The sequence below is a fragment of the Pleomorphomonas sp. PLEO genome, from assembly GCF_041320595.1.
Lineage (GTDB): Bacteria > Pseudomonadota > Alphaproteobacteria > Rhizobiales > Pleomorphomonadaceae > Pleomorphomonas.
The window spans coordinates 3,720,314-3,738,290 of sequence record NZ_CP166625.1 but is presented as its reverse complement, the minus strand read 5'-3'; the positions used below and the strand labels follow the sequence as shown (position 1 = coordinate 3,738,290).

Here is a 17,977-nt window from a genome sequence, read left to right as displayed (position 1 = left end):
TCCTTCTAGCCCTTGACGCCGCCGGCCGTGAGTCCCTGCACGATCTTGCGTTGGAAGACCAGCACGAGGACGACGAGGGGCACGGTAACGATGACCGAGGCAGCCATGATGCGCCCCCAGGGTATTTCGTACTGGCTTGCGCCCGACAGGAGCGCGATGGCAACCGGTACCGTGCGCGTCTCGTTGGAGGAGGTGAAGGTCAGGGCGAACAGGAACTCGTTCCAGGCGGCGATGAAAGCCAGCAGACCTGTCGTCACCAGTGCCGGCCACATCAACGGCATGAAGACTTTAGTGATGATGACCCACGGGGTGGCACCGTCGACGATCGCTGCTTCCTCGATCTCCATCGGCAGATCCCGCATGAAGGTGGTGAGTACCCAGACCGTGAAGGGCAGGGTGAAGATCGTATAGGAAAAGATCAGGGCGAAGGGCGTGTTGAAGAGACCAAAGGCGCGCACCAGCTCGAACAGGCCGGCCAGCACCGCGATCTGCGGGAACATCGACACGGCAAGGATTGTCATCAGCAGGAGACCGCGGCCGCGGAAACTGACGCGGGCGAGGGCAAAGGCCGCGGTCACTGCGAGGAACAGCGCCAACCCCACCACCGACGTTGCTACAAAGATCGAGTTACCGAGGTTGCGTAGGAACACGCCGGCGGTCAGCACCGAGATATAATTGTCGAGGCTGAAGTGGACCGGAAAGTAGTTGACCTCGAATAACGCCGTTCCCGATTTGAAGCTCGTCAGGATCGCGTAATAGAAGGGAAAGATCGAGACGATGACGATAACGGCCACGAGCGCGTAGAAGGCGGTGGTCTTTGCATAGCTCCAGAGCATCACCGGTCTCCTCCGTCGAAGCGCACCTTGCCGAGCCAAATGTAGAGGATGGTCATCAGGGCGATAATCAGGAACAGCATGGTCGACTGTGCCGAACCGTAGGCAAACTTGTCGAAGTCGATCAGGTTCTCGCGCGCCAGCACCGAAATGGTCTTGGTCTGAGCGCTGTTGGGTGTCAGCACGTAGATCAGATCAAAAATGCGCATGGCGTCGAGCAGGCGGAAGATCACCGCCACCATCAGCGCCGGGCGCACCAAGGGGAGCGTCACCTTCCAGAAAGTCTTGACCGGGTGAACGCCATCGATGGCCGCCGCCTCATAGATGTCGCGCGGAATCATTTGCAGGCCGGCGAGGATGAGGAGCGCCATGAAGGGCGTCGTCTTCCAGACGTCAACGATCAGCACGGCGATCATCGCCGTATCCGAGGAGGCGGTCCAGGCAATCTTATGGTCGATGAGACCCAGCATCATCAGCAGATCGTTGATGATTCCGAACTGGTCGTTCAGCATCCAGCTCCACATCCGAGCGGAAACGATGGTCGGTATCGCCCAGGGAATGAGGATGGCGGCGCGCACGAGGCCACGCCCCTTGAATTCAGCATTGAGAACGAGTGCGACGACGGTGCCAAGAATGGTTTCGAGTGTGACCGAAAGGACAGCAAAGCGAACCGTATTCCAGACCGCATTCCACCAGACGGGATCGGCGAGCAGCCCTGACCACATGACCCGGCCGCTCTTTAGTACCGTCCAGTTCAGGTAATTCTTGAAGCCGACCAACTCGGCGCCGCTAATGTTGGTGAGCGATGCGTTGGTGAACGAAAAGTAGATCGTCCTGAGAAGCGGCCATCCGGCGACAATGGCAAGCGCGACCAACATGGGCACCAGAAACCAACCGGCTGCCCTCAGGCGCTGGCGCATCAGTTCGGATTTGACTCGCTTTGGACGCCCGGGTCCGGTTGGCACGATCCGGATGGTAGATTGTGTGGAGGCCATGGCAATTCCTGCGATGGAGTGCGAAGGGCGTCGATCTGCCTCGGCGGTACCGGTCGCGGGCACGATCAGGGGACACCGGAATCTCCGACAGCCACCCTCACGACTGAAGTTGTGCGGAACGGGCTGATTGGCGGCTCGGTCGAAAATATGTCCAGACTGGCGCGATAGAACCGCACCGGAAGAAGCCAGCCGCCCGTTCTTCTAGAGAGTGACGCCGGGCGACTGGCGAACCAAAGGCTTACCAGCCGGCGCCCTTGAGCTCGGTTAGCTTGGCCTCAAGCATTTCGAGGTTATCGGCGGCGGCACCATTGCCCGACAACGTGTCGTGAACGGCGGACCAGAACAACGAGGACACCTCGTTGTATTTGACCTTGGTCGGCGCCGACGGACGCGGCACGGCGTTCATGAACACGTCTTTCCACTGCGGAATGATCGGCGCGGCCTTGGCCACGTCGGGGTCATCGTAGAGGGACACGATCGTCGGCAAGTTGGTCTGGTCGATGGCCCGGTTCTTCTGAACCTCCTTGGAGCCAAGGAACAGAGCGAGCTTGATCGCCTCATCCGGGTTCTTGGAATATTTGGATACCGCGAAGTTCCAGCCACCCAGCGTTGCCGCCGGTTTGTCACCCGCCGTCGCAGCCGGCAGGGGCGATACGCCAAATTTGCCCTTCACGGCGCTGTCCTCACCGTTGCCGAGCGCATAGGCATAGGGCCAGTTGCGCATGAAGACGGCGTTTCCAGTCTGCCAGACGCCGCGTGCTTCTTCCTCTTGATAAGCAAGCACGCCGGGAGGCGAAATGGTGCCAACCCAGCCCTTGACCGTATCAAGGGCCTTGGCAGCCTTTTCATTGTTGATGGAGATGTCGCCGTTGGCCTCGACGATCTGGCCGCCGCCGAACGACTTCACCCACTCCAATGCGTTGCAGGTCAGGCCCTCGTAGGCATTGCCCTGGAAGACAAGGCCCCACATGTCCTTGGCGCCGGCCGCCCGTTCCTTGTCCTGGATTTCCTTGGCCGTGGCGGCCATCTCATCCCAGGTCTTGGGAACCGGCTTGCCATATTTTTCGAGCAGATCCTTGCGATAGAACAGAGCCGGCGCGTCGGTAAATGCCGGAATCGCAACCAACTTGCCATTGGCCGTCTGCGACTCGATGATCGAGGGGAAATGGTCCTTGACCACATCCTTGGCGGCATCCGTCAGGTCGAGGAACTGATCCGACAGCTGCGGCGCCCAGATGACGTCGGTCTGGTAGACATCGATGTCGGCGTTACCGGCGGCCAGCCATAGCCGATACTGGCCGAACTGGTCGGTGGTGGACGACGGCATCGGCACGATCTTGACCGTGTTGCCGGTCTTGGCTTCGAACTCCTTGAGCTGGCTCTGCAGGAAAGCCAGTCCGTTGCCGGTATCACCGGACACGACCGCAAGCTCTGCTGCCATCGTGGCGGATGCGCAGAAAACCGCGCCGGCAAAAAGACCGGCACGCAGGGCTGAATGAAACATCGAGTCCTCCCTTGAATGCGGCACTTCTCCCGAATGCCGCAACTGGGTACGAAGCGCCCGAAACCTCCAAAGCGCTTTGAACGATAGGATCATCCTTGAAAGCCGAGCCCCTGTCAACAGGTCAATGTAACCGTTTGCAGGGAGGATTTAGGCGCCCCGGCTGCCAATTCTTGCCGTGCTAATCCTTTGAGCAGGAGCCAATGGGTTTAACAGTATCGCGACAAATGGTAAGGCTCGCTCATCGGCGCTGGCTCCCGGCTTCTGGGGGAAGAGTGAGGCGGCTTCCGATGACGACGGAAAAAATGACAATGAATCTTAAGGAATTGGCTGCCGAGTTGCATCTCTCGCAGACCACCGTCAGCCGCGCGCTCAACGGATATCCAGAGGTCAGCGAAAAAACGCGCGAAATTGTGCTCGCCGCTGCGCAACGTTTCGGATATCGGCCGAGCCCGGCAGCCCGACGGCTGGCAACGGGACGTGCTCACGCTTTGGGCGTCGTATTCAATGCCGAGCGAAACGCGTTCATGGATCCGCTTTTCGTCGAATATCTCGCTGGTGTCGCCGAGACCAGCGCCAAAGAAGGGTTTGATATTCTCATCAGCCCGTCGACGCCCCGTGATGAGATCGCCAGCTTCGGCCGATTGGCCCGCGATGGCACGGTCGATGTTGTCATCCTGTCGGCGCCGCAGGTTATCGACGCGCGCATTGCCCTGCTCAGCGAGTTGAAATTTCCCTTCGTCGTGCACGGTCGCCCTCCCGAGCCTGTGGGTATCTCCTTTATCGACATCGACAACTTCGGCGCTTTCCAGCAGGCGACCAGCTTCCTGATCCAACTTGGCCACCGCCGCATTATGTTGATGAACGGCGAGGAGCACTTCACTTTTGCACAGGATCGCTCGCGGGGCGCTGCCGTCGCTTTTGCCGCCGCCGGGTTGCCTGGGAGTCTGCTCAACGAGTATTTCATGCCGATGACGGCCGAGAACGCCTATCGCTGCGCCCGCCAAGCGCTGGAAAGCGACGCGCGGCCGACAGCTATCCTATGCGGCTCCATTCTGGTGGCGCTCGGCGTGCTGCGGGCCGCCGCCGAACTTGGTCTCGAAGTGCCTCGCGACCTGTCGATCGTCGCCCACGACGATGAGATGCCGGCCTTTCCTGCCGAGCAGTTCCACCCTCAACTTACGACGACGCGGTCCTCGATCCGCGCTGCCGGTGCCCGCGTTGCCGAGATGGCGCTTGCCCGGGTTGCCGGGCAAAAGCCGGGCACAGTGGCCGAGGTGTGGCCGGTGCAACTGATCGTCCGTGGATCGACGGCCGCCGCCCCCGAGCGGCCTTTAAACGGCGCGCATACCGAAGTCTCTTAAAATTACAATTAGAATACAAATACAGTAGATAATAGATATTATCGGCCGAAATTTGCACTCAACGAAAGCAAAACGCTCTTGGCGGAAAGATTTTCTCTTTTCTCCTTTCGCGGGAGTGCGCGCTTTCTTGAGGGTATCAGGGAGGCTTGATACCGCTTCGCCAGTATCTCCAGTCATGTGACCGGCAGAGAGAAAGCCGCGACGTTCGTCGCGCACGAGGTGAGTTCAGGTGTCCCAGGATCGTCTGACCCATTTGAAGCGTCTCGAAGCGGAATCCATCCACGTCATCCGCGAAGTCGCCGCCGAGTTCCGCAATCCGGTCATGCTCTATTCGATTGGCAAGGATAGCTCGGTTATGCTGCGCTTGGCGCTCAAGGCTTTCTATCCAGGAAAGCTGCCATTTCCGCTGCTGCACGTTGACACCACTTGGAAGTTTCGCGAGATGATCGCCTTCCGCGATGCGACGGTAAAGTCGGAGGGGCTCGATCTCCTGGTGCACACCAATCCGGACGGAGTCGCGGCCGACATCACGCCGTTCAGCCACGGCTCATCTGTCTATACCAACATCATGAAGACAGAGGCTCTGAAGCAGGCGCTGACCGCGCACGGCTTCGACGCGGCCTTCGGTGGCGCCCGTCGTGACGAGGAGAAGAGCAGGGCGAAGGAGCGAGTCTTCTCCTTTCGGACCGACACCCACGCCTGGGACCCGAAAAACCAGCGGCCGGAGCTATGGCACCTCTATAACTCCCGCGTCCGGCCGGGCGAGAGCATCCGCGTCTTCCCGCTGTCTAATTGGACCGAGCTCGACATCTGGCAATACATCCTGCTTGAGAAGATCCCGATCGTGCCGCTTTACTTTTCGGCCGAGCGGCCGGTGGTCAACAGGGGCGGCCAGTGGATCATGGTCGACGACGATCGCTTACCGCTCCAGGCCGGGGAAACACCGGAATTGCGCCGCGTCCGCTTCCGTACGCTTGGCTGCTACCCGTTGACTGCCGCTGTCGAAAGTGACGCGGCGACCCTGCCGGAAATCGTCCGCGAGATGCTGATCGCCCGAACGTCCGAGCGCTCCGGTCGCCTGATCGACCACGACGATGCCGCCTCCATGGAAAAGAAGAAGCGGGAAGGCTATTTCTGATGAATGCCATCGACCAGAACGTCGCCGCCGATGCCTCGGCTTTTACCGACTATCTCGGCCGGCACGAACGCAAGAGCCTGCTCCGTTTTCTCACCTGCGGTTCGGTTGACGACGGCAAGTCGACGCTGATCGGCCGTCTGCTCTACGACTCCAAGCTGCTGTTCGAGGACCAACTCCTGAGTCTCGAGAAAGACTCGCGCAAGCACGGCACCGTCGGTGACGACATCGATCTGGCGCTTCTTGTCGATGGCCTCGAAGCCGAACGCGAGCAGGGCATCACCATCGACGTCGCCTATCGTTTCTTTTCGACCGACCGGCGCAAATTCATTGTCGCCGACACGCCCGGCCACGAGCAGTACACGCGCAACATGGCGACGGGCGCCTCCACCTCCGACCTGGCGGTGATCCTGATCGACGCACGGCGCGGTGTGCTGACCCAAACGCGCCGTCATTCCTTCATCGTGTCGCTGGTTGGCATTCGCCACGTCGTGCTGGCGGTCAACAAAATTGATCTTGTCGACTTTTCCCAAGCCGTCTTCGACGATATCGTCGCCGACTACAGGGCGTTTGCCGCCGATCTCGGCTTCGAAACGCTGACCGCGATTCCGCTCAGTGCTCGTTATGGCGACAACGTGCTCGAGCGGAGCGTTCGCATTCCCTGGTACACAGGTCCGACACTGGTCGAACATCTGGAAACCGTGGCCGTCGACGATGATGCGACTGAACGGGCGTTTCGCTTGCCGGTACAGTGGGTCAACCGCCCGAACCTCGATTTTCGCGGCTTCTCCGGCACAATCGCTTCCGGCACAATCAGGCGTGGCGACGCTGTGGTGGTTGCAAAATCCGGGCGGACCTCGACGGTGAAGTCCATCGTTACCTTCGACGGCGAGCTCGAATCCGCTTCTGTCGGCGAGGCGGTGACATTGACGCTTGCCGACGAGATCGACATTTCGCGCGGCGACGTGCTGTCCGCTGTCACGGACCGACCGGAAGTATCCGACCAGTTCGCTGCCCATCTGATCTGGATGGCCGACGAGCCGCTCCTGCCGGGTCGGCCTTATCTCCTGAAGATTGGTGCGCGCCAGGTCACCGCTCAGGTCACGGCGATCCATCACAAGATCGACGTCAACACCGGCGGTGAGTTACCGGCGAAAAGCCTCGCTCTCAACGAGGTCGGCATCACCAACCTGTCCTTGTCCGAACCGGTTGCCTTCGATCCCTATGCCGTCAATCGTGAGACCGGTGCCTTCATCGTCATCGACCGGCTTTCCAATCTCACCGTTGGCGCTGGCATGATCGATCACGGTTTGCGTCGTGCCGGCAATATCCATTGGCAGGCGCTTGACGTCGACAAGCGAGCACGGGCGCTCGCCAAGGGGCAGAAGCCGGCCGTCGTCTGGTTCACGGGTCTTTCCGGCGCCGGCAAGTCGACCATTGCCAACCTCGTCGAGAAGAAGCTGACCGCACTTGGCCGTCACGCCTATATCCTCGACGGTGACAATGTCCGCCACGGCCTTAACCGCGACCTCGGTTTCTCGGACGCCGACCGGGTCGAGAACATTCGGCGCGTTGCAGAGACGGCCAAGTTGTTTATCGACGCCGGCCTGATCGTGCTGGTCTCGTTCATCTCCCCCTTCCGCGCCGAGCGGCAATTGGCCCGGGAACTGGTGGAGGAGGGCGAGTTCATCGAGGTGTTCGTCGACGCGCCGCTTGATGTCGCAGAGGCTCGCGATCCCAAGGGGCTTTATGCCAAGGCACGCGCTGGCGAGATTGCCCGCTTCACCGGCATCTCCTCGCCCTATGAGGCGCCGGACAAGCCGGAGATCCACCTCGACACGACCTCGGCCCCCCCGATCTGTTGGCCGAGCGCATCGTCGCACACTTGCAGGACGTTGGAATCATACCCGGGGCCGATGTGACGATCTGATCGTTACTCGTACGTGCCGGCTCGATGGAGCCGGCCCATGCGAAGCGCAAAGCCGAGCGACGGCAGTGCCAAGAGGGCTGCCGCCGCGAAGGCGACGATCATCGCGAACCGGAGACCTTCCGGCGAGCGGTCGGTCGCAAAACCGGCGAGATTGGCGACAAGACCGAAGATCGCCGAGCCAGCCGCGTAGCCCGCTGACTGGAGCGTCGGAAGAAGGGCCGAAGCCTTGCTGCGCTCATCCTCAAGTTGAGTTTCCATGACCACTTGGCAGAGACTGCCCCAGGCAACGCCCATGCCGAGGCCGATCACCAATTGACTGAGCATGACCAGTGCCAGGAGGTGCTGAGCCATGGCGCTGAGGCCAACAAGAAGCCCTACCATCAGCACCGAAGCGCCGATAGCGACGAACGCCACGCGTCTTCCCCGGCCGTCGAAGTTAGCGACCGTTACCGCGCCGCTGCTCCATGCCACAGCCAGAATAGCGCCAATACCACCGGCAACGGCCGGCCCATATCCCCAGAGATGCTGCACGGCGTAGACCAGGAATACGCCGGTCACTGATTGGGCAAGCGGCAGGAGGAAGATCGCCCACAGACCGAGTCCCGATATGCTGGAAAGGCCGAAGGCACCATGCGGCAGGATAGAAACGTGGGCGGAAAGGTCGATGCGCACCGCTGCGATGAGGCAGAGAGCCGCCCCCAACACGACGATAGAGGCCTGCCAAGGCTCTTCTAGCGCAACGCCGGCAATCGAAATCGCCATCATGGCAAGCGCCACCAGACCGAGCCGGATTCCGGGAAAGAAGCCCGTGTCATGGTTACGCGCCTCCCGCGGCACCGCCACATGCACGAGCAACAAGAAGATGGCGACGATCGGCAGGTTGACGAAGAAGGCCGCGCGCCAGCTCACCATCTCCGTAATGACACCGGCCAGAACCGGTCCGCCGAAAGCGGCGACGGCCCAGACGATTGCCTCGGCGCCAAACAGCTTGGCGACCAGCCGCGACGGGAAGAGCTGCGGAATCAGCGCGAAGGCAATGGCCGCGACAAGGCCTTCGCCGGCGCCTTGAACAGTGCGCCCGATCAGAACGAGTTCCATGCTCGGTGAGAGAGCGGCTGCTAGCGTTCCGACAGCGAACACGCCGCTGGCCACGAACAGGCAGCGCCGTGCGCCGAAGCGCGCCTTGAGAAGCGGCGCCGAGGCACCGGCGGTGATTGAGGCAACGATATAGACGGTGAGCGTCCAGGAGATATAGGCCTCGCCATGCAGTTCACCCACCGCCGTTGGCATCGCGGTCGATACCAGGAAGGCATTGAAAGCGAAGATCGCCGTGGCGAGCATCAGCGTGAGTGAAGCCGCCAGATGGGGCGGTGCGATGAGTTCTGACCAGCGGCTCGATGAAGCGGAATGCATGATAGAAAAGCCGGAGCCAAGTTTGAAAAGGGTGCCCCCTATAGCAGCCTTGAGCGGTTGCCGATACCGCGGACAACCGCCAAGCGTTGCCTTTGACCGCCGATTTCCGCTATTACGGGGGCAAGGGCGCGCCTGCGGGCTGAGTTCCCTTATCGATTTCCAGGAGAACTGCCGATGTCGGGGCTTAGCCGTACGTCCGACGACTTGTCGCCCAGACGCCGGAAGATTCTCTATCACGCTTGGCATCGCGGCACGCGTGAGCTGGATCTTTTGCTCGGCCGGTTCGCCGATGCCGCAATCGGCGACCTGACGGAAGCCGAACTTGACGATTTCGAGGCCCTATTGGAGGTCGACGACCGGGATCTGTTCGGCTGGATTCTCGGCAAATTCCCGGTTCCGGAAACCGCGCCGAAAGCAGTATTCTCGAAGGTAATCGCCTTCGCCCTTGAGAACCCCGTGGTCGGCTGAGTGGCCCTCAGACGGCTGCGGACGCAGGTTGGCCGCGATCGCTGGTCCTGGAAAAGGTAAGCGGCGGCGTTGGCGGATCCGGGCGATGAATGGCCACGCGGTTGCGCCCCTCGCTCTTGGCCTTGTAGAGCGCGAAATCCGCTGCGCTATTCAGCGACTCGTAATCTGAGCCGACTTCCGCGACGCCGGCGACTCCGCCACTTACCGTGAAGCGAAGTTCGCCTTTGGCTGTATCCAGGCGATAGGCGTGGGTAAGCTGGCGAATGTGCTCAGCGAGGATGGTCGCTGTGGCTACGCTTGCATCGGGAAGGAACAGCGCAAACTCTTCGCCGCCGACCCGCGCTGTGACGGCATTTTTAGGGGCTGCCCCGGCAAGAATGTAGGCGAATTCTATGAGTGTGCGGTCTCCGATCAGATGGCCGTGCGTGTCGTTGATCCGTTTGAAGTGGTCCAGATCGAATAGAGCCAGAGCGCCGCGATCGGAACGGTCTGCCAAACGCGGCAGAACTTCGTTCAGGAAGCACCGCCTGTTGGCGAGTCCGGTCAGCTCGTCAGTTTCCGCCGCGATGCGAAATCGGCGTTCCGAACGCTGGGCGACCAGAGCCATTTGAAGAAGGCCGGAGAGAACGAGGACGGCCATCGTGCCGATCAAGGTCAAGCCAATCAGATTACCGCTCGGAAGACTTGTGATGGATGGATCGAGAGGGAAAAAGAATATGTAGATCATACGGGCTATCAGCATCGCTTGCTGAAAGACAATGACCATCAGTGTCAGGGCGAGAGCCGGCAAACGTTCCTTTCGGCATTGACGAACGAGCTCGAGGCTGAGAACCAGCAGATAGGCGAACTGCATGGCCGAGATAACGTAGGTCCTGAAATTGATGTCGGCAAAGAGGCCTTGATCGCAGGCGAGGGCGCCCCAGATCAGTGCGCCCAGCAGGGCGAAGAGACGGTCATGGCCGGCGACCTTGCCGAAAAAGCGGCGATAGCCAAGCCAGATCAGTCCCGAGACTAGCAGCAACATCGCGTTGCTGACCGTGATGGACCACAGGGCCGGTATATGGCCGCGCAGCCCCAGCATGATCATCGATATCGTGGCGAGGCCGTAGGCAACGCCCCAGATCAGAACGCAAACCTCGTTCCTTACTGCTCGCCAGATTACCAGATGGCCGGCCGATACGCAGGCGCCGGTTACGGCAGCCGCGATGATCAGAGAGGGAACATGCAGAACTGCGCTCACGAGGTGGACCTCTCAGCATGGACCGACTACTCACCGCTCGCCTGGAGAGGAAGGGCAGCCATGACCAAGGAATTTAGACTTGTCTACAGAAGGAGTGTTGAATGGATATGTAAAAACACCATCCTTGCTGAACAATGCATAAATGGCACCGTTAGCCTTCACCATATTACAGTACGCCGAACGGCTGCCACGAAGACCTGTCGCGGGGCGATCAAAAATCTGCGACTACTTTTTCGGTTTGATGCAAAATTGCTAACCCATTGGATTTTGTTGGTTTTTCGTTTGTGCTCGGGGTTTCTTTTTGCCTCGGGATGCTTTAGAAAGTCACCCTTTCTTCCATTGCAGATACCGCCGCCATGCCCACGTCCTGGTCCAGCCTGCTGTCCGACTTTTCAACCGTTACGGTCGCCGCCGTTCCCGATGGCGCCGAGGCGCTGGCGCTTGCCGAACTGGTTCGGTCGGGAAAGCGGCGCGGGCTCGATGCTGTCTACGTTGCGCGCGACGGCCAGCGTCTTCAGCAGCTCCAGCGGGCGCTTGCCTTCTTTGCACCGGAGATAGGTGTCCTGGAATTTCCAGGTTGGGACTGCCTTCCCTACGATCGTGTCTCTCCGACGCCGGCGGTTGTCGCCAGGCGCATGACGACGCTGTCGGAATTGGCCGCTCACGCTGGTGACGCCCGCCCCTTTGTCCTGCTTACAACCGTCAATGCATTGGTGCAGCGCGTCGTGCCGCCGTCCATGGTATCTGGACAGGTCATGACGCTGGCTCCCGGCAACATTGCCGACATGGGTAAGCTGACTGCCTGGTTGGAGAATGCGGGTTTTTCCCGTTCGTCCACGGTGCGCGATACCGGTGAATATGCCGTGCGCGGCGGTATTCTCGATCTCTATGCGCCGGGAACCGAAGCTCCGGTCCGCCTCGACTTCTTCGGCGACCAGCTGGAATCAATCCGCACCTTCGATCCGGAAAGTCAGCGTTCGACGGGGCAGCTGAAACGCCTGGACCTCGTGCCGATGAGCGAGGTGCAGATCACCCCGGCCTCGATCAAGCGTTTCCGGCAGGGCTATATTGCCGCCTTTGGGGCCGCCACCTCGGGCGATCCAATGTATGAGGCGGTGAGCGAAGGGCGCCGTTACGCGGGCATTGAACATTGGCTGCCGCTCTTCCACGAGCAGCTGGGCACGCTGTTCGATTACACCGGTGATGCGTCGATCATGGTCGATCAGCTGGTTGATGAGGCGGTGAACGAGCGCCTCACCACCATTGTCGATCATTACGAGGCCCGCCTCGACACGCTGAAGACCGCCGGTTCCGGTGCGCCTTACAAGCCGATGCCGCCCACCACGCTCTACCTCGCCGAAAGCGAATTGCAGGGGCTGCTTGCCCGCCGCGCCGTTGCTCGCCTGACACCGTTCAATCGGCCTGAACAATCCGCAGTGAAAGTTGTCGATTTCGCTGGAAAGACGGGACGTTCGTTTGCCGCCGAGCGAGCGACCGGCGATGTCAATATCTTCGACGCGTTGGTGAAACACATCGCGGCGCTTGGCGTAGAAAAGCGCAAGGTGATCCTCGCCTGCTGGTCGGAAGGCTCGCGTGATCGCCTTGCCCAGGTCATCCGCGACCATGGTGGTCAGGCAACCGAACTGGCGCCCCACCTCGATGCAGCCCTGAAGGCACCGGCCGGCGTACTGCCGCTCGCCATCCTGGGTATAGAGACCGGTTTCGAAGTGCCTGGTTTCGTGGTCATCGCCGAGCAAGACGTGCTTGGCGACCGGCTGGTGCGCGGTGCCAAAAGTCGCAAGAAGGCCGAGAACTTCATCAAGGAGGCGACGAGCCTTGCCGAGGGCGACCTCGTCGTCCATGTCGATCACGGTATTGGCCGGTTTGTCGGCCTCAAGACGATCGAGGCGGCCGGCGCGCCGCACGACTGCCTGGAGATTGTCTACGCCGGTGGCGACAAGCTGTTCCTGCCGGTCGAAAATATCGAACTTCTGAGCCGCTATGGCTCCGACGATACCGATGCGCAGCTCGACAAGCTGGGTGGTGGCGCCTGGCAGGCGCGCAAGGCGCGGCTGAAGAAGCGCATTCGCGAGATCGCTGACGAGCTGATCAAGACGGCTGCCGCTCGGCTGCTCAAGACGGCGCCGGTGCTGTCGCCTCCCGAGGGCCTGTACGACGATTTCGCCGCCCGCTTCCCCTATGACGAAACTGAAGACCAGCTCAATGCCATCGAGGCGGTGGCCGGTGACATGTCCTCCGGCCGGCCGATGGATCGCCTGGTCTGCGGCGACGTCGGCTTCGGCAAGACGGAAGTGGCGCTCCGTGCCGCCTTCCTCGCGGCAATGAGCGGCAAGCAGGTGGCGGTAGTCGTGCCGACGACGCTGCTGTCACGCCAGCATTTCCGCACCTTCCACGACCGCTTCAAGGGGCTGCCGATCAATGTGCGGCAGGCGTCTCGTCTCGTGCCTTCGAAGGATCTCGCTGCCACAAAGGCAGGCATCTCCGATGGCACCGTCGATGTCGCGGTGGGAACGCACGCGCTGCTCACCAAGGGCATCGATTTCAAGGACCTCGGTCTGTTGATCATCGACGAGGAGCAGCACTTCGGCGTCAAGCACAAGGAGCGGCTGAAAGAGCTCAAGTCCGATGTGCATGTCTTGACGCTATCGGCCACACCGATCCCGCGCACATTGCAGCTGGCGCTGACCGGCGTCCGCGAACTATCGTTGATCGCGACGCCGCCGGTCGACCGTCTCGCCGTGCGCACCTTCGTGACGCCCTTTGATCCGCTGATCGTTCGCGAGGCGATCCTCAGGGAGAAATACCGGGGAGGGCAGGTATTCTACGTCTGCCCGCGCGTCGCCGATCTCGCCAGCCAGCGGGAGTTCCTGGAAAAGCACGTGCCGGAAGTGAAGGTTGCCGTCGCCCACGGCCAGATGGCCGCGACGCAGCTCGAGGACATCATGAACGCCTTCTATGAAGGCCAATATGATGTGCTGCTTTCCACCACCATCGTTGAATCCGGCCTCGATATCCCGACGGCCAACACCCTGATCATCCATCGCGCCGACATGTTCGGCCTTGCCCAGCTCTATCAGCTGAAGGGACGCGTCGGCCGCTCCAAGACGCGCGCCTACGCCATCTTCACGACGCCGCCGGAGAACCGCGTCAATACGGTCGCCGAACGCCGTCTCAAGGTCTTGCAGTCGCTTGACACGCTTGGTGCCGGCTTCCAATTGGCGAGTCATGACCTCGATCTGCGTGGCGCTGGCAACCTGCTTGGCGAGGAGCAGTCGGGCCACATCCGGGAGGTTGGTTACGAACTCTACCAGCAGATGCTGGAAGAGGCTGTGGCTCAGCTCAAGGCCGGCATCGTCGATGAGGTGGTGGAAGATCAATGGTCGCCGCAGATCACCCTCGGCACGCCGGTGATGATCCCCGATCATTACGTGCCCGATCTGCAACTACGCCTTGGCCTCTATCGGCGCCTTGCCGACCTCGAGGACAGCAGCTCGATCGATGCCTTCGGCGCTGAGCTGATCGATCGCTTCGGCCCGCTGCCCGAGGAGGTCGAGCATCTCCTCAAGACCATCACCATCAAGAGCCTCTGCCGCAAAGCCAACATTGAGAAGATCGACGCTGGCCCGAAGGGGCTGGTCCTGTCTTTCCGCGACGGCAAGTTCGAAAATCCGGCGGCGCTGGTGCAATACATCGGCGAGCAAGGCTCGCTGGCCAAAATCCGGCCGGACCAGAAGATCGTGCTGACGCGCGAATGGCCGGAAGCCGAGCAACGCCTGAGGGGCACGGCGGCGATATTGCTGAAGCTTGTTCGTATGGTCGACGATGCAAAATCCGGCGTTTCGACAACCCTCAAGCCCATTGAGCCACAAAAATTGAAGCTCAAGCCGACGCCGCCTCCACCGCCTCAGGCCCCGCTGCCGAAGGGGCGTTACCCCTCGCTGGCATCGCTCAAAGGAAAAGGGCGGCGCTAAATTTACCGGGTTGTCTGAAATTCTTGGCTGCGCGCCTTGAATCCTACACTTTTCTGACACAATCGAGTATCGATATAGTGTTCCTGAAGTGAACTGGACCCCGCGATTTTGGAAGCGTGGAGGTCGTCATGGGCGAGCTGATCAACGTTTCGACATTATTATTAGTCGGTGTGCTCGGTGGGATGACTGCCGGCACGGCTTTGGGCTTCATTTGGCTGACGGAGCGGCGCAAACTTGCTCTCGGCGTCTGGGCCGCCTCCTTGTGGCTAGGCGCCATTGCTTGCGCGTTCTATATGTTGCGTCCCGTGGTGCCGGATTGGACTTCGGTGCTGTTCGGCAACGCAACGCTGGCTTTCGCCTACGGCCTGATCTGGCTCGGATTCCAGCTTTTCGAGGGTTGTCGACCGGTTATATGGAAGGCCGCGGTTGGCGCGGTGGCTTGGCTGCCGTTCCTCGCCCTTCCTCTTCTTCATAACCAACCAACCTTGCATGCTGCGCTGGCTTCGACGGTGATGGCCCTTTATTCGTTGGCGATCGCCTGGAAGCTCATCCTCCGTCGCCGGGTTGAGCCACTGCAGGCTCGTCTCCCGACTGCCGTCATGTTCGCCGCTCACGGTCTGCTTTATGCGTCCCGCGTACCGTTGCTGGTGCTCTTTCCCGACTTCGGCCTGGGTGAGGCTTTTGACCAGTCGCCGCTGTTTATCGCTGGCGTGTTCGAGGCGCTTTTGTTCACGCTTTTCCTCGTCGTCGCCATGTTGACATTGATCGCCCAGCGCGATGCCCGCTTCCACCGTAAGGCTGCCGAGATAGATGCGCTTACCGGCCTTCCCAACCGGGCGGCCTTCTTCACTGTTGCCGAGGCGCTGCTGCAGGGCGGCGGCGAACGCGGCGTTCTGATGGTGTTCGACCTTGATCACTTCCATTTCGTCAACGACCGTTTCGGCCGTGACGAAGGGGATCGGGCTTTACGAGCCTTTGCTCAGGTTCTGGATCGTGAAGTGCGACCACCCGACATCGTTGCTCGCGTCGGGGATGAGGAGTTCGCGTTGTTCATGCCATCGATCCGGCTCGATGTCGGTCTGTCGATTGCAGAGTATCTCTGCCGCCGAACCGAGGAACTGAGGCTGATGACCGAGGATGGCGAGCATATTCCGCTCACCACCAGTGGCGGTGTGGCCGCTGTCGCGGATGTTGGCGCCAATATCGAGGCACTGATGGTGGCCGCGGGAACGGCGCTTGCTGAGGCAAAGCGCATCGGCCGGAACCGGTGCCGTGCCTATCGAGCCGCGTCGAAGCTGCACAGCCATCTGGTGGATAATTGGCTCAAGACCGGCTGAACCGCTTGAGTTTCAGACCGACACGGCGGTCCTGGAACGGACCGCCATCGTGCCAAGCAACAGTATGACGTAAATCACGATGGCGGCGATGGTTAGCCATGCGGGACAGTGCAGCTTTTCGGTCGCCTCCATGGCGTCGAAGGTAATGCGCAGTCCGATCGCTATCTGCAGCAGCACGGCCGGCAGATAAAGGATCGGCACGTAGCGGACCGGTGCTCCGGTAACGGCCGGCAGGATGATCGGCGCGTGGGCGAACACCATGGACAGGATGAAGCCGACGGCGATGGCATGAATAGCCGCGTCGTGGCCATAGACGCTCTCACCCGGCGGCAGCAGTGAAAGACTTGCGGCGGCGACCAGCAGCCAGCCGTAACCGCAGATCAGCATCAAGGCGGAAAAGCGCGCAAAACCTTGGGTCCGAACGGTGCGGAGCGCGATGTCCTCCCTGAGCAGCCAAAGCGCGATACCGGCAAGTGCCACGGAAAGCAGCGCCGAGCCTTGCCATGGCTGGCCCAATGCGAGCGCCAGAACGAACAGTGCAACGAGGAGGACCAGCAGGCCGCGAGCGGCCAGTGTTGGCCTTAACAAGCGCGATAGCTCGATCCGCTCGGCGACGACAGTCAGGATCAAGAAGCCGAGCCAGACGTAACCCACCTCCGGCAGTGTCCGGCCGGATATCCAGAAGAGGGTTCCCAGCGGCCATAGGGCGGCGGCAACTGTCATTAGCGCGGTGAACAATGTGGGCAGTTTCCAGGTTGAAAGAGCTGTGAGTAGCGTCAATCCAACCCCGGCAACGAGAAACAATGGCGCGGTGGCCTCGGCATAGCCGCAAAGTAACAGGACGGCGCCGGCTCCCGATAGCGCGGGCACCAAAAGCGCCGTGAGGCGACCGTCGGCGACAGCGCGCTCAAGCGAAATCAGCGTACCGAAAAAGCCCGAAGCCATGATCGCCCCGTGCATATCCGCCAGGTCACCCACCGGTGCGACAACGCCTAGACGGGCGAGGCCACCGGTGAGGCCGGCTACCAGCGATGCCGCCGCGGTCACGGCAAGGGCGATGCGAAGGAACGGGGTGAGCGTCATGGCAGGGCTCCGTGGATATTTCTGAAAAGCGGACAGCGAGCAGGTCGTATTCGCCCGCCTCAATGACCGAAAATGCCGGCGGCAAACTTCGAAACGGCCGCCTCGAAGCGCGACGGCTGGCGTTCGAAACGCGAGCGGACGGCTGGATCGGCAAGTTCCGGTGACCAGACGGCCGACTTGTCGATTGCGACAGCCACCTTCCAATCCCGCCCAACAGCTCCCTCCACGGCAGCTTTGGCATTTTCGCCGATCAGACTGCCGAGCGGGCAGGTCGGCGTCGTCATCATCAGCTCGACGTGGATGGTTTGGCCTTCAATGTCCAGGTGGCGAACGAGGCCGAGCGAGACGATGTCGATGCCGAGTTCGGGATCGTCGACGGTCGCAAGGGCGGCGAGAACCTGTGCTCTCATGGCTTCATCTCCGGGCCAGTCGGATGCGCCAGATATCCGGCCCCTGTTCGAGATAGTCCCAGCTGAATCCAACCAGGGTCCGCGCCTCGAAATGCTGGCGAAGCGGCACCGGGTCGAAGCTGTTGATGATTTCCATCGCCTGGCCCGGCTCGAGGGCGTCGAAGCTCTCGATAATTGTGGCACGACGGAGCTCACAGGGGAGACGGCGAACATCGAGCACGCTCGCGGCGTCGATCGTATCAAGGGGCATCGTTAGGGCTCTCCGTTATTCGATAA

The 17,977-nt window shown here is 61.0% G+C and carries 14 protein-coding genes; 6 read left to right on the top strand and 8 right to left on the bottom strand.

The features are described from left to right. Window positions 1–5: 5 nt before the first annotated feature. The 3 genes from AB6N07_RS17430 to AB6N07_RS17420 form a co-directional block, all read right to left on the bottom strand. The gene (locus AB6N07_RS17430) at window positions 6–836 is read right to left on the bottom strand and encodes a carbohydrate ABC transporter permease (RefSeq protein ID WP_370674331.1); all 831 of its coding nucleotides are present in this window, start codon (window positions 834–836) and stop codon (window positions 6–8) included. Then, window positions 836–1,753 (bottom strand): carbohydrate ABC transporter permease, encoded by a 918-nt coding sequence (locus AB6N07_RS17425; protein ID WP_370674330.1) that lies wholly within the window; start codon window positions 1,751–1,753, stop codon window positions 836–838. The genes AB6N07_RS17430 and AB6N07_RS17425 overlap by 1 nt, the downstream gene beginning before the upstream one ends. Before the next feature lie 313 nt (window positions 1,754–2,066). Then, a complete protein-coding gene (locus AB6N07_RS17420; protein ID WP_370678272.1) occupies window positions 2,067–3,269 on the bottom strand; it encodes an ABC transporter substrate-binding protein in 1,203 nt (400 codons plus the stop codon). A gap of 371 nt (window positions 3,270–3,640) precedes the next feature. On the opposite strand from AB6N07_RS17420, the gene AB6N07_RS17415 reads away from it, so the two are divergent. From AB6N07_RS17415 to cysN, 3 genes are all read left to right on the top strand, one after another. After that, window positions 3,641–4,693, top strand: coding sequence for a LacI family DNA-binding transcriptional regulator (locus tag AB6N07_RS17415; RefSeq protein WP_370674329.1), 1,053 nt, complete (start codon window positions 3,641–3,643; stop codon window positions 4,691–4,693). A gap of 229 nt (window positions 4,694–4,922) precedes the next feature. Continuing rightward, window positions 4,923–5,831, top strand: coding sequence for a sulfate adenylyltransferase subunit CysD (cysD, locus tag AB6N07_RS17410; protein ID WP_370674328.1), 909 nt, complete (start codon window positions 4,923–4,925; stop codon window positions 5,829–5,831). Continuing rightward, window positions 5,831–7,750: a sulfate adenylyltransferase subunit CysN gene (cysN, locus tag AB6N07_RS17405; RefSeq protein ID WP_370674327.1), complete on the top strand. Its 1,920-nt coding sequence runs from the start codon at window positions 5,831–5,833 to the stop codon at window positions 7,748–7,750. The genes cysD and cysN overlap by 1 nt, the downstream gene beginning before the upstream one ends. Before the next feature lie 11 nt (window positions 7,751–7,761). Here cysN and AB6N07_RS17400 read toward each other — a convergent pair whose 3' ends face one another. After that, window positions 7,762–9,171, bottom strand: coding sequence for an MFS transporter (locus tag AB6N07_RS17400; protein WP_370674326.1), 1,410 nt, complete (start codon window positions 9,169–9,171; stop codon window positions 7,762–7,764). Window positions 9,172–9,345: 174 nt separating this feature from the next. Here AB6N07_RS17400 and AB6N07_RS17395 point away from each other — a divergent pair, with 174 nt between their 5' ends. Beyond that, window positions 9,346–9,639, top strand: a complete 294-nt coding sequence (locus tag AB6N07_RS17395) for a succinate dehydrogenase assembly factor 2 (protein WP_370674325.1) — start codon at window positions 9,346–9,348, stop codon at window positions 9,637–9,639. A 7-nt stretch (window positions 9,640–9,646) separates the two neighbouring features. Here the strand turns inward: AB6N07_RS17395 and AB6N07_RS17390 are convergent, their stop codons facing one another. Further along, window positions 9,647–10,720: a GGDEF domain-containing protein gene (locus AB6N07_RS17390; RefSeq protein WP_370674324.1), complete on the bottom strand. Its 1,074-nt coding sequence runs from the start codon at window positions 10,718–10,720 to the stop codon at window positions 9,647–9,649. Between the two features lie 515 nt (window positions 10,721–11,235). On the opposite strand from AB6N07_RS17390, the gene mfd reads away from it, so the two are divergent. Both mfd and AB6N07_RS17380 read left to right on the top strand, forming a co-directional pair. Further along, a complete protein-coding gene (gene mfd, locus AB6N07_RS17385; protein ID WP_370674323.1) occupies window positions 11,236–14,871 on the top strand; it encodes a transcription-repair coupling factor in 3,636 nt (1,211 codons plus the stop codon). A gap of 128 nt (window positions 14,872–14,999) precedes the next feature. Then, a complete protein-coding gene (locus tag AB6N07_RS17380) occupies window positions 15,000–16,208 on the top strand; it encodes a GGDEF domain-containing protein (RefSeq protein ID WP_370674322.1) in 1,209 nt (402 codons plus the stop codon). Window positions 16,209–16,220: 12 nt separating this feature from the next. Here AB6N07_RS17380 and AB6N07_RS17375 read toward each other — a convergent pair whose 3' ends face one another. The 3 genes from AB6N07_RS17375 to AB6N07_RS17365 are packed head-to-tail and all read right to left on the bottom strand — an operon-like array spanning window position 16,221 to window position 17,951. Next, the gene (locus AB6N07_RS17375) at window positions 16,221–17,291 is read right to left on the bottom strand and encodes a hypothetical protein (protein WP_370674321.1); all 1,071 of its coding nucleotides are present in this window, start codon (window positions 17,289–17,291) and stop codon (window positions 16,221–16,223) included. A gap of 59 nt (window positions 17,292–17,350) precedes the next feature. Next, the gene (locus AB6N07_RS17370; RefSeq protein ID WP_370674320.1) at window positions 17,351–17,701 is read right to left on the bottom strand and encodes a metal-sulfur cluster assembly factor; all 351 of its coding nucleotides are present in this window, start codon (window positions 17,699–17,701) and stop codon (window positions 17,351–17,353) included. 4 nt (window positions 17,702–17,705) lie between these two features. Further along, on the bottom strand, window positions 17,706–17,951 hold the full coding sequence (locus AB6N07_RS17365) for a DUF2249 domain-containing protein (RefSeq protein WP_370674319.1): 246 nt from the start codon (window positions 17,949–17,951) through the stop codon (window positions 17,706–17,708). Window positions 17,952–17,977 lie beyond the last annotated feature (26 nt).

What these genes read in the sequence shown, in the direction of transcription:
- AB6N07_RS17430 (WP_370674331.1), bottom strand. Translation starts at nt 836, where the DNA reads ATGCTCTGGAGCTATGCAAAGACCACCGCCTTCTACGCGCTCGTGGCC.
- AB6N07_RS17425 (WP_370674330.1), bottom strand. Translation starts at nt 1,753, where the DNA reads ATGCGCCAGCGCCTGAGGGCAGCCGGTTGGTTTCTGGTGCCCATGTTG.
- AB6N07_RS17420 (WP_370678272.1), bottom strand. Translation starts at nt 3,269, where the DNA reads ATGGCAGCAGAGCTTGCGGTCGTGTCCGGTGATACCGGCAACGGACTG.
- AB6N07_RS17415 (WP_370674329.1), top strand. Translation starts at nt 3,641, where the DNA reads ATGAATCTTAAGGAATTGGCTGCCGAGTTGCATCTCTCGCAGACCACC.
- cysN (WP_370674327.1), top strand. Translation starts at nt 5,831, where the DNA reads ATGAATGCCATCGACCAGAACGTCGCCGCCGATGCCTCGGCTTTTACC.
- AB6N07_RS17400 (WP_370674326.1), bottom strand. Translation starts at nt 9,171, where the DNA reads ATGCATTCCGCTTCATCGAGCCGCTGGTCAGAACTCATCGCACCGCCC.
- AB6N07_RS17395 (WP_370674325.1), top strand. Translation starts at nt 9,346, where the DNA reads ATGTCGGGGCTTAGCCGTACGTCCGACGACTTGTCGCCCAGACGCCGG.
- AB6N07_RS17390 (WP_370674324.1), bottom strand. Translation starts at nt 10,720, where the DNA reads ATGCTGGGGCTGCGCGGCCATATACCGGCCCTGTGGTCCATCACGGTC.
- mfd (WP_370674323.1), top strand. Translation starts at nt 11,236, where the DNA reads ATGCCCACGTCCTGGTCCAGCCTGCTGTCCGACTTTTCAACCGTTACG.
- AB6N07_RS17380 (WP_370674322.1), top strand. Translation starts at nt 15,000, where the DNA reads ATGGGCGAGCTGATCAACGTTTCGACATTATTATTAGTCGGTGTGCTC.
- AB6N07_RS17375 (WP_370674321.1), bottom strand. Translation starts at nt 17,291, where the DNA reads ATGACGCTCACCCCGTTCCTTCGCATCGCCCTTGCCGTGACCGCGGCG.
- AB6N07_RS17370 (WP_370674320.1), bottom strand. Translation starts at nt 17,701, where the DNA reads ATGAGAGCACAGGTTCTCGCCGCCCTTGCGACCGTCGACGATCCCGAA.
- AB6N07_RS17365 (WP_370674319.1), bottom strand. Translation starts at nt 17,951, where the DNA reads ATGCCCCTTGATACGATCGACGCCGCGAGCGTGCTCGATGTTCGCCGT.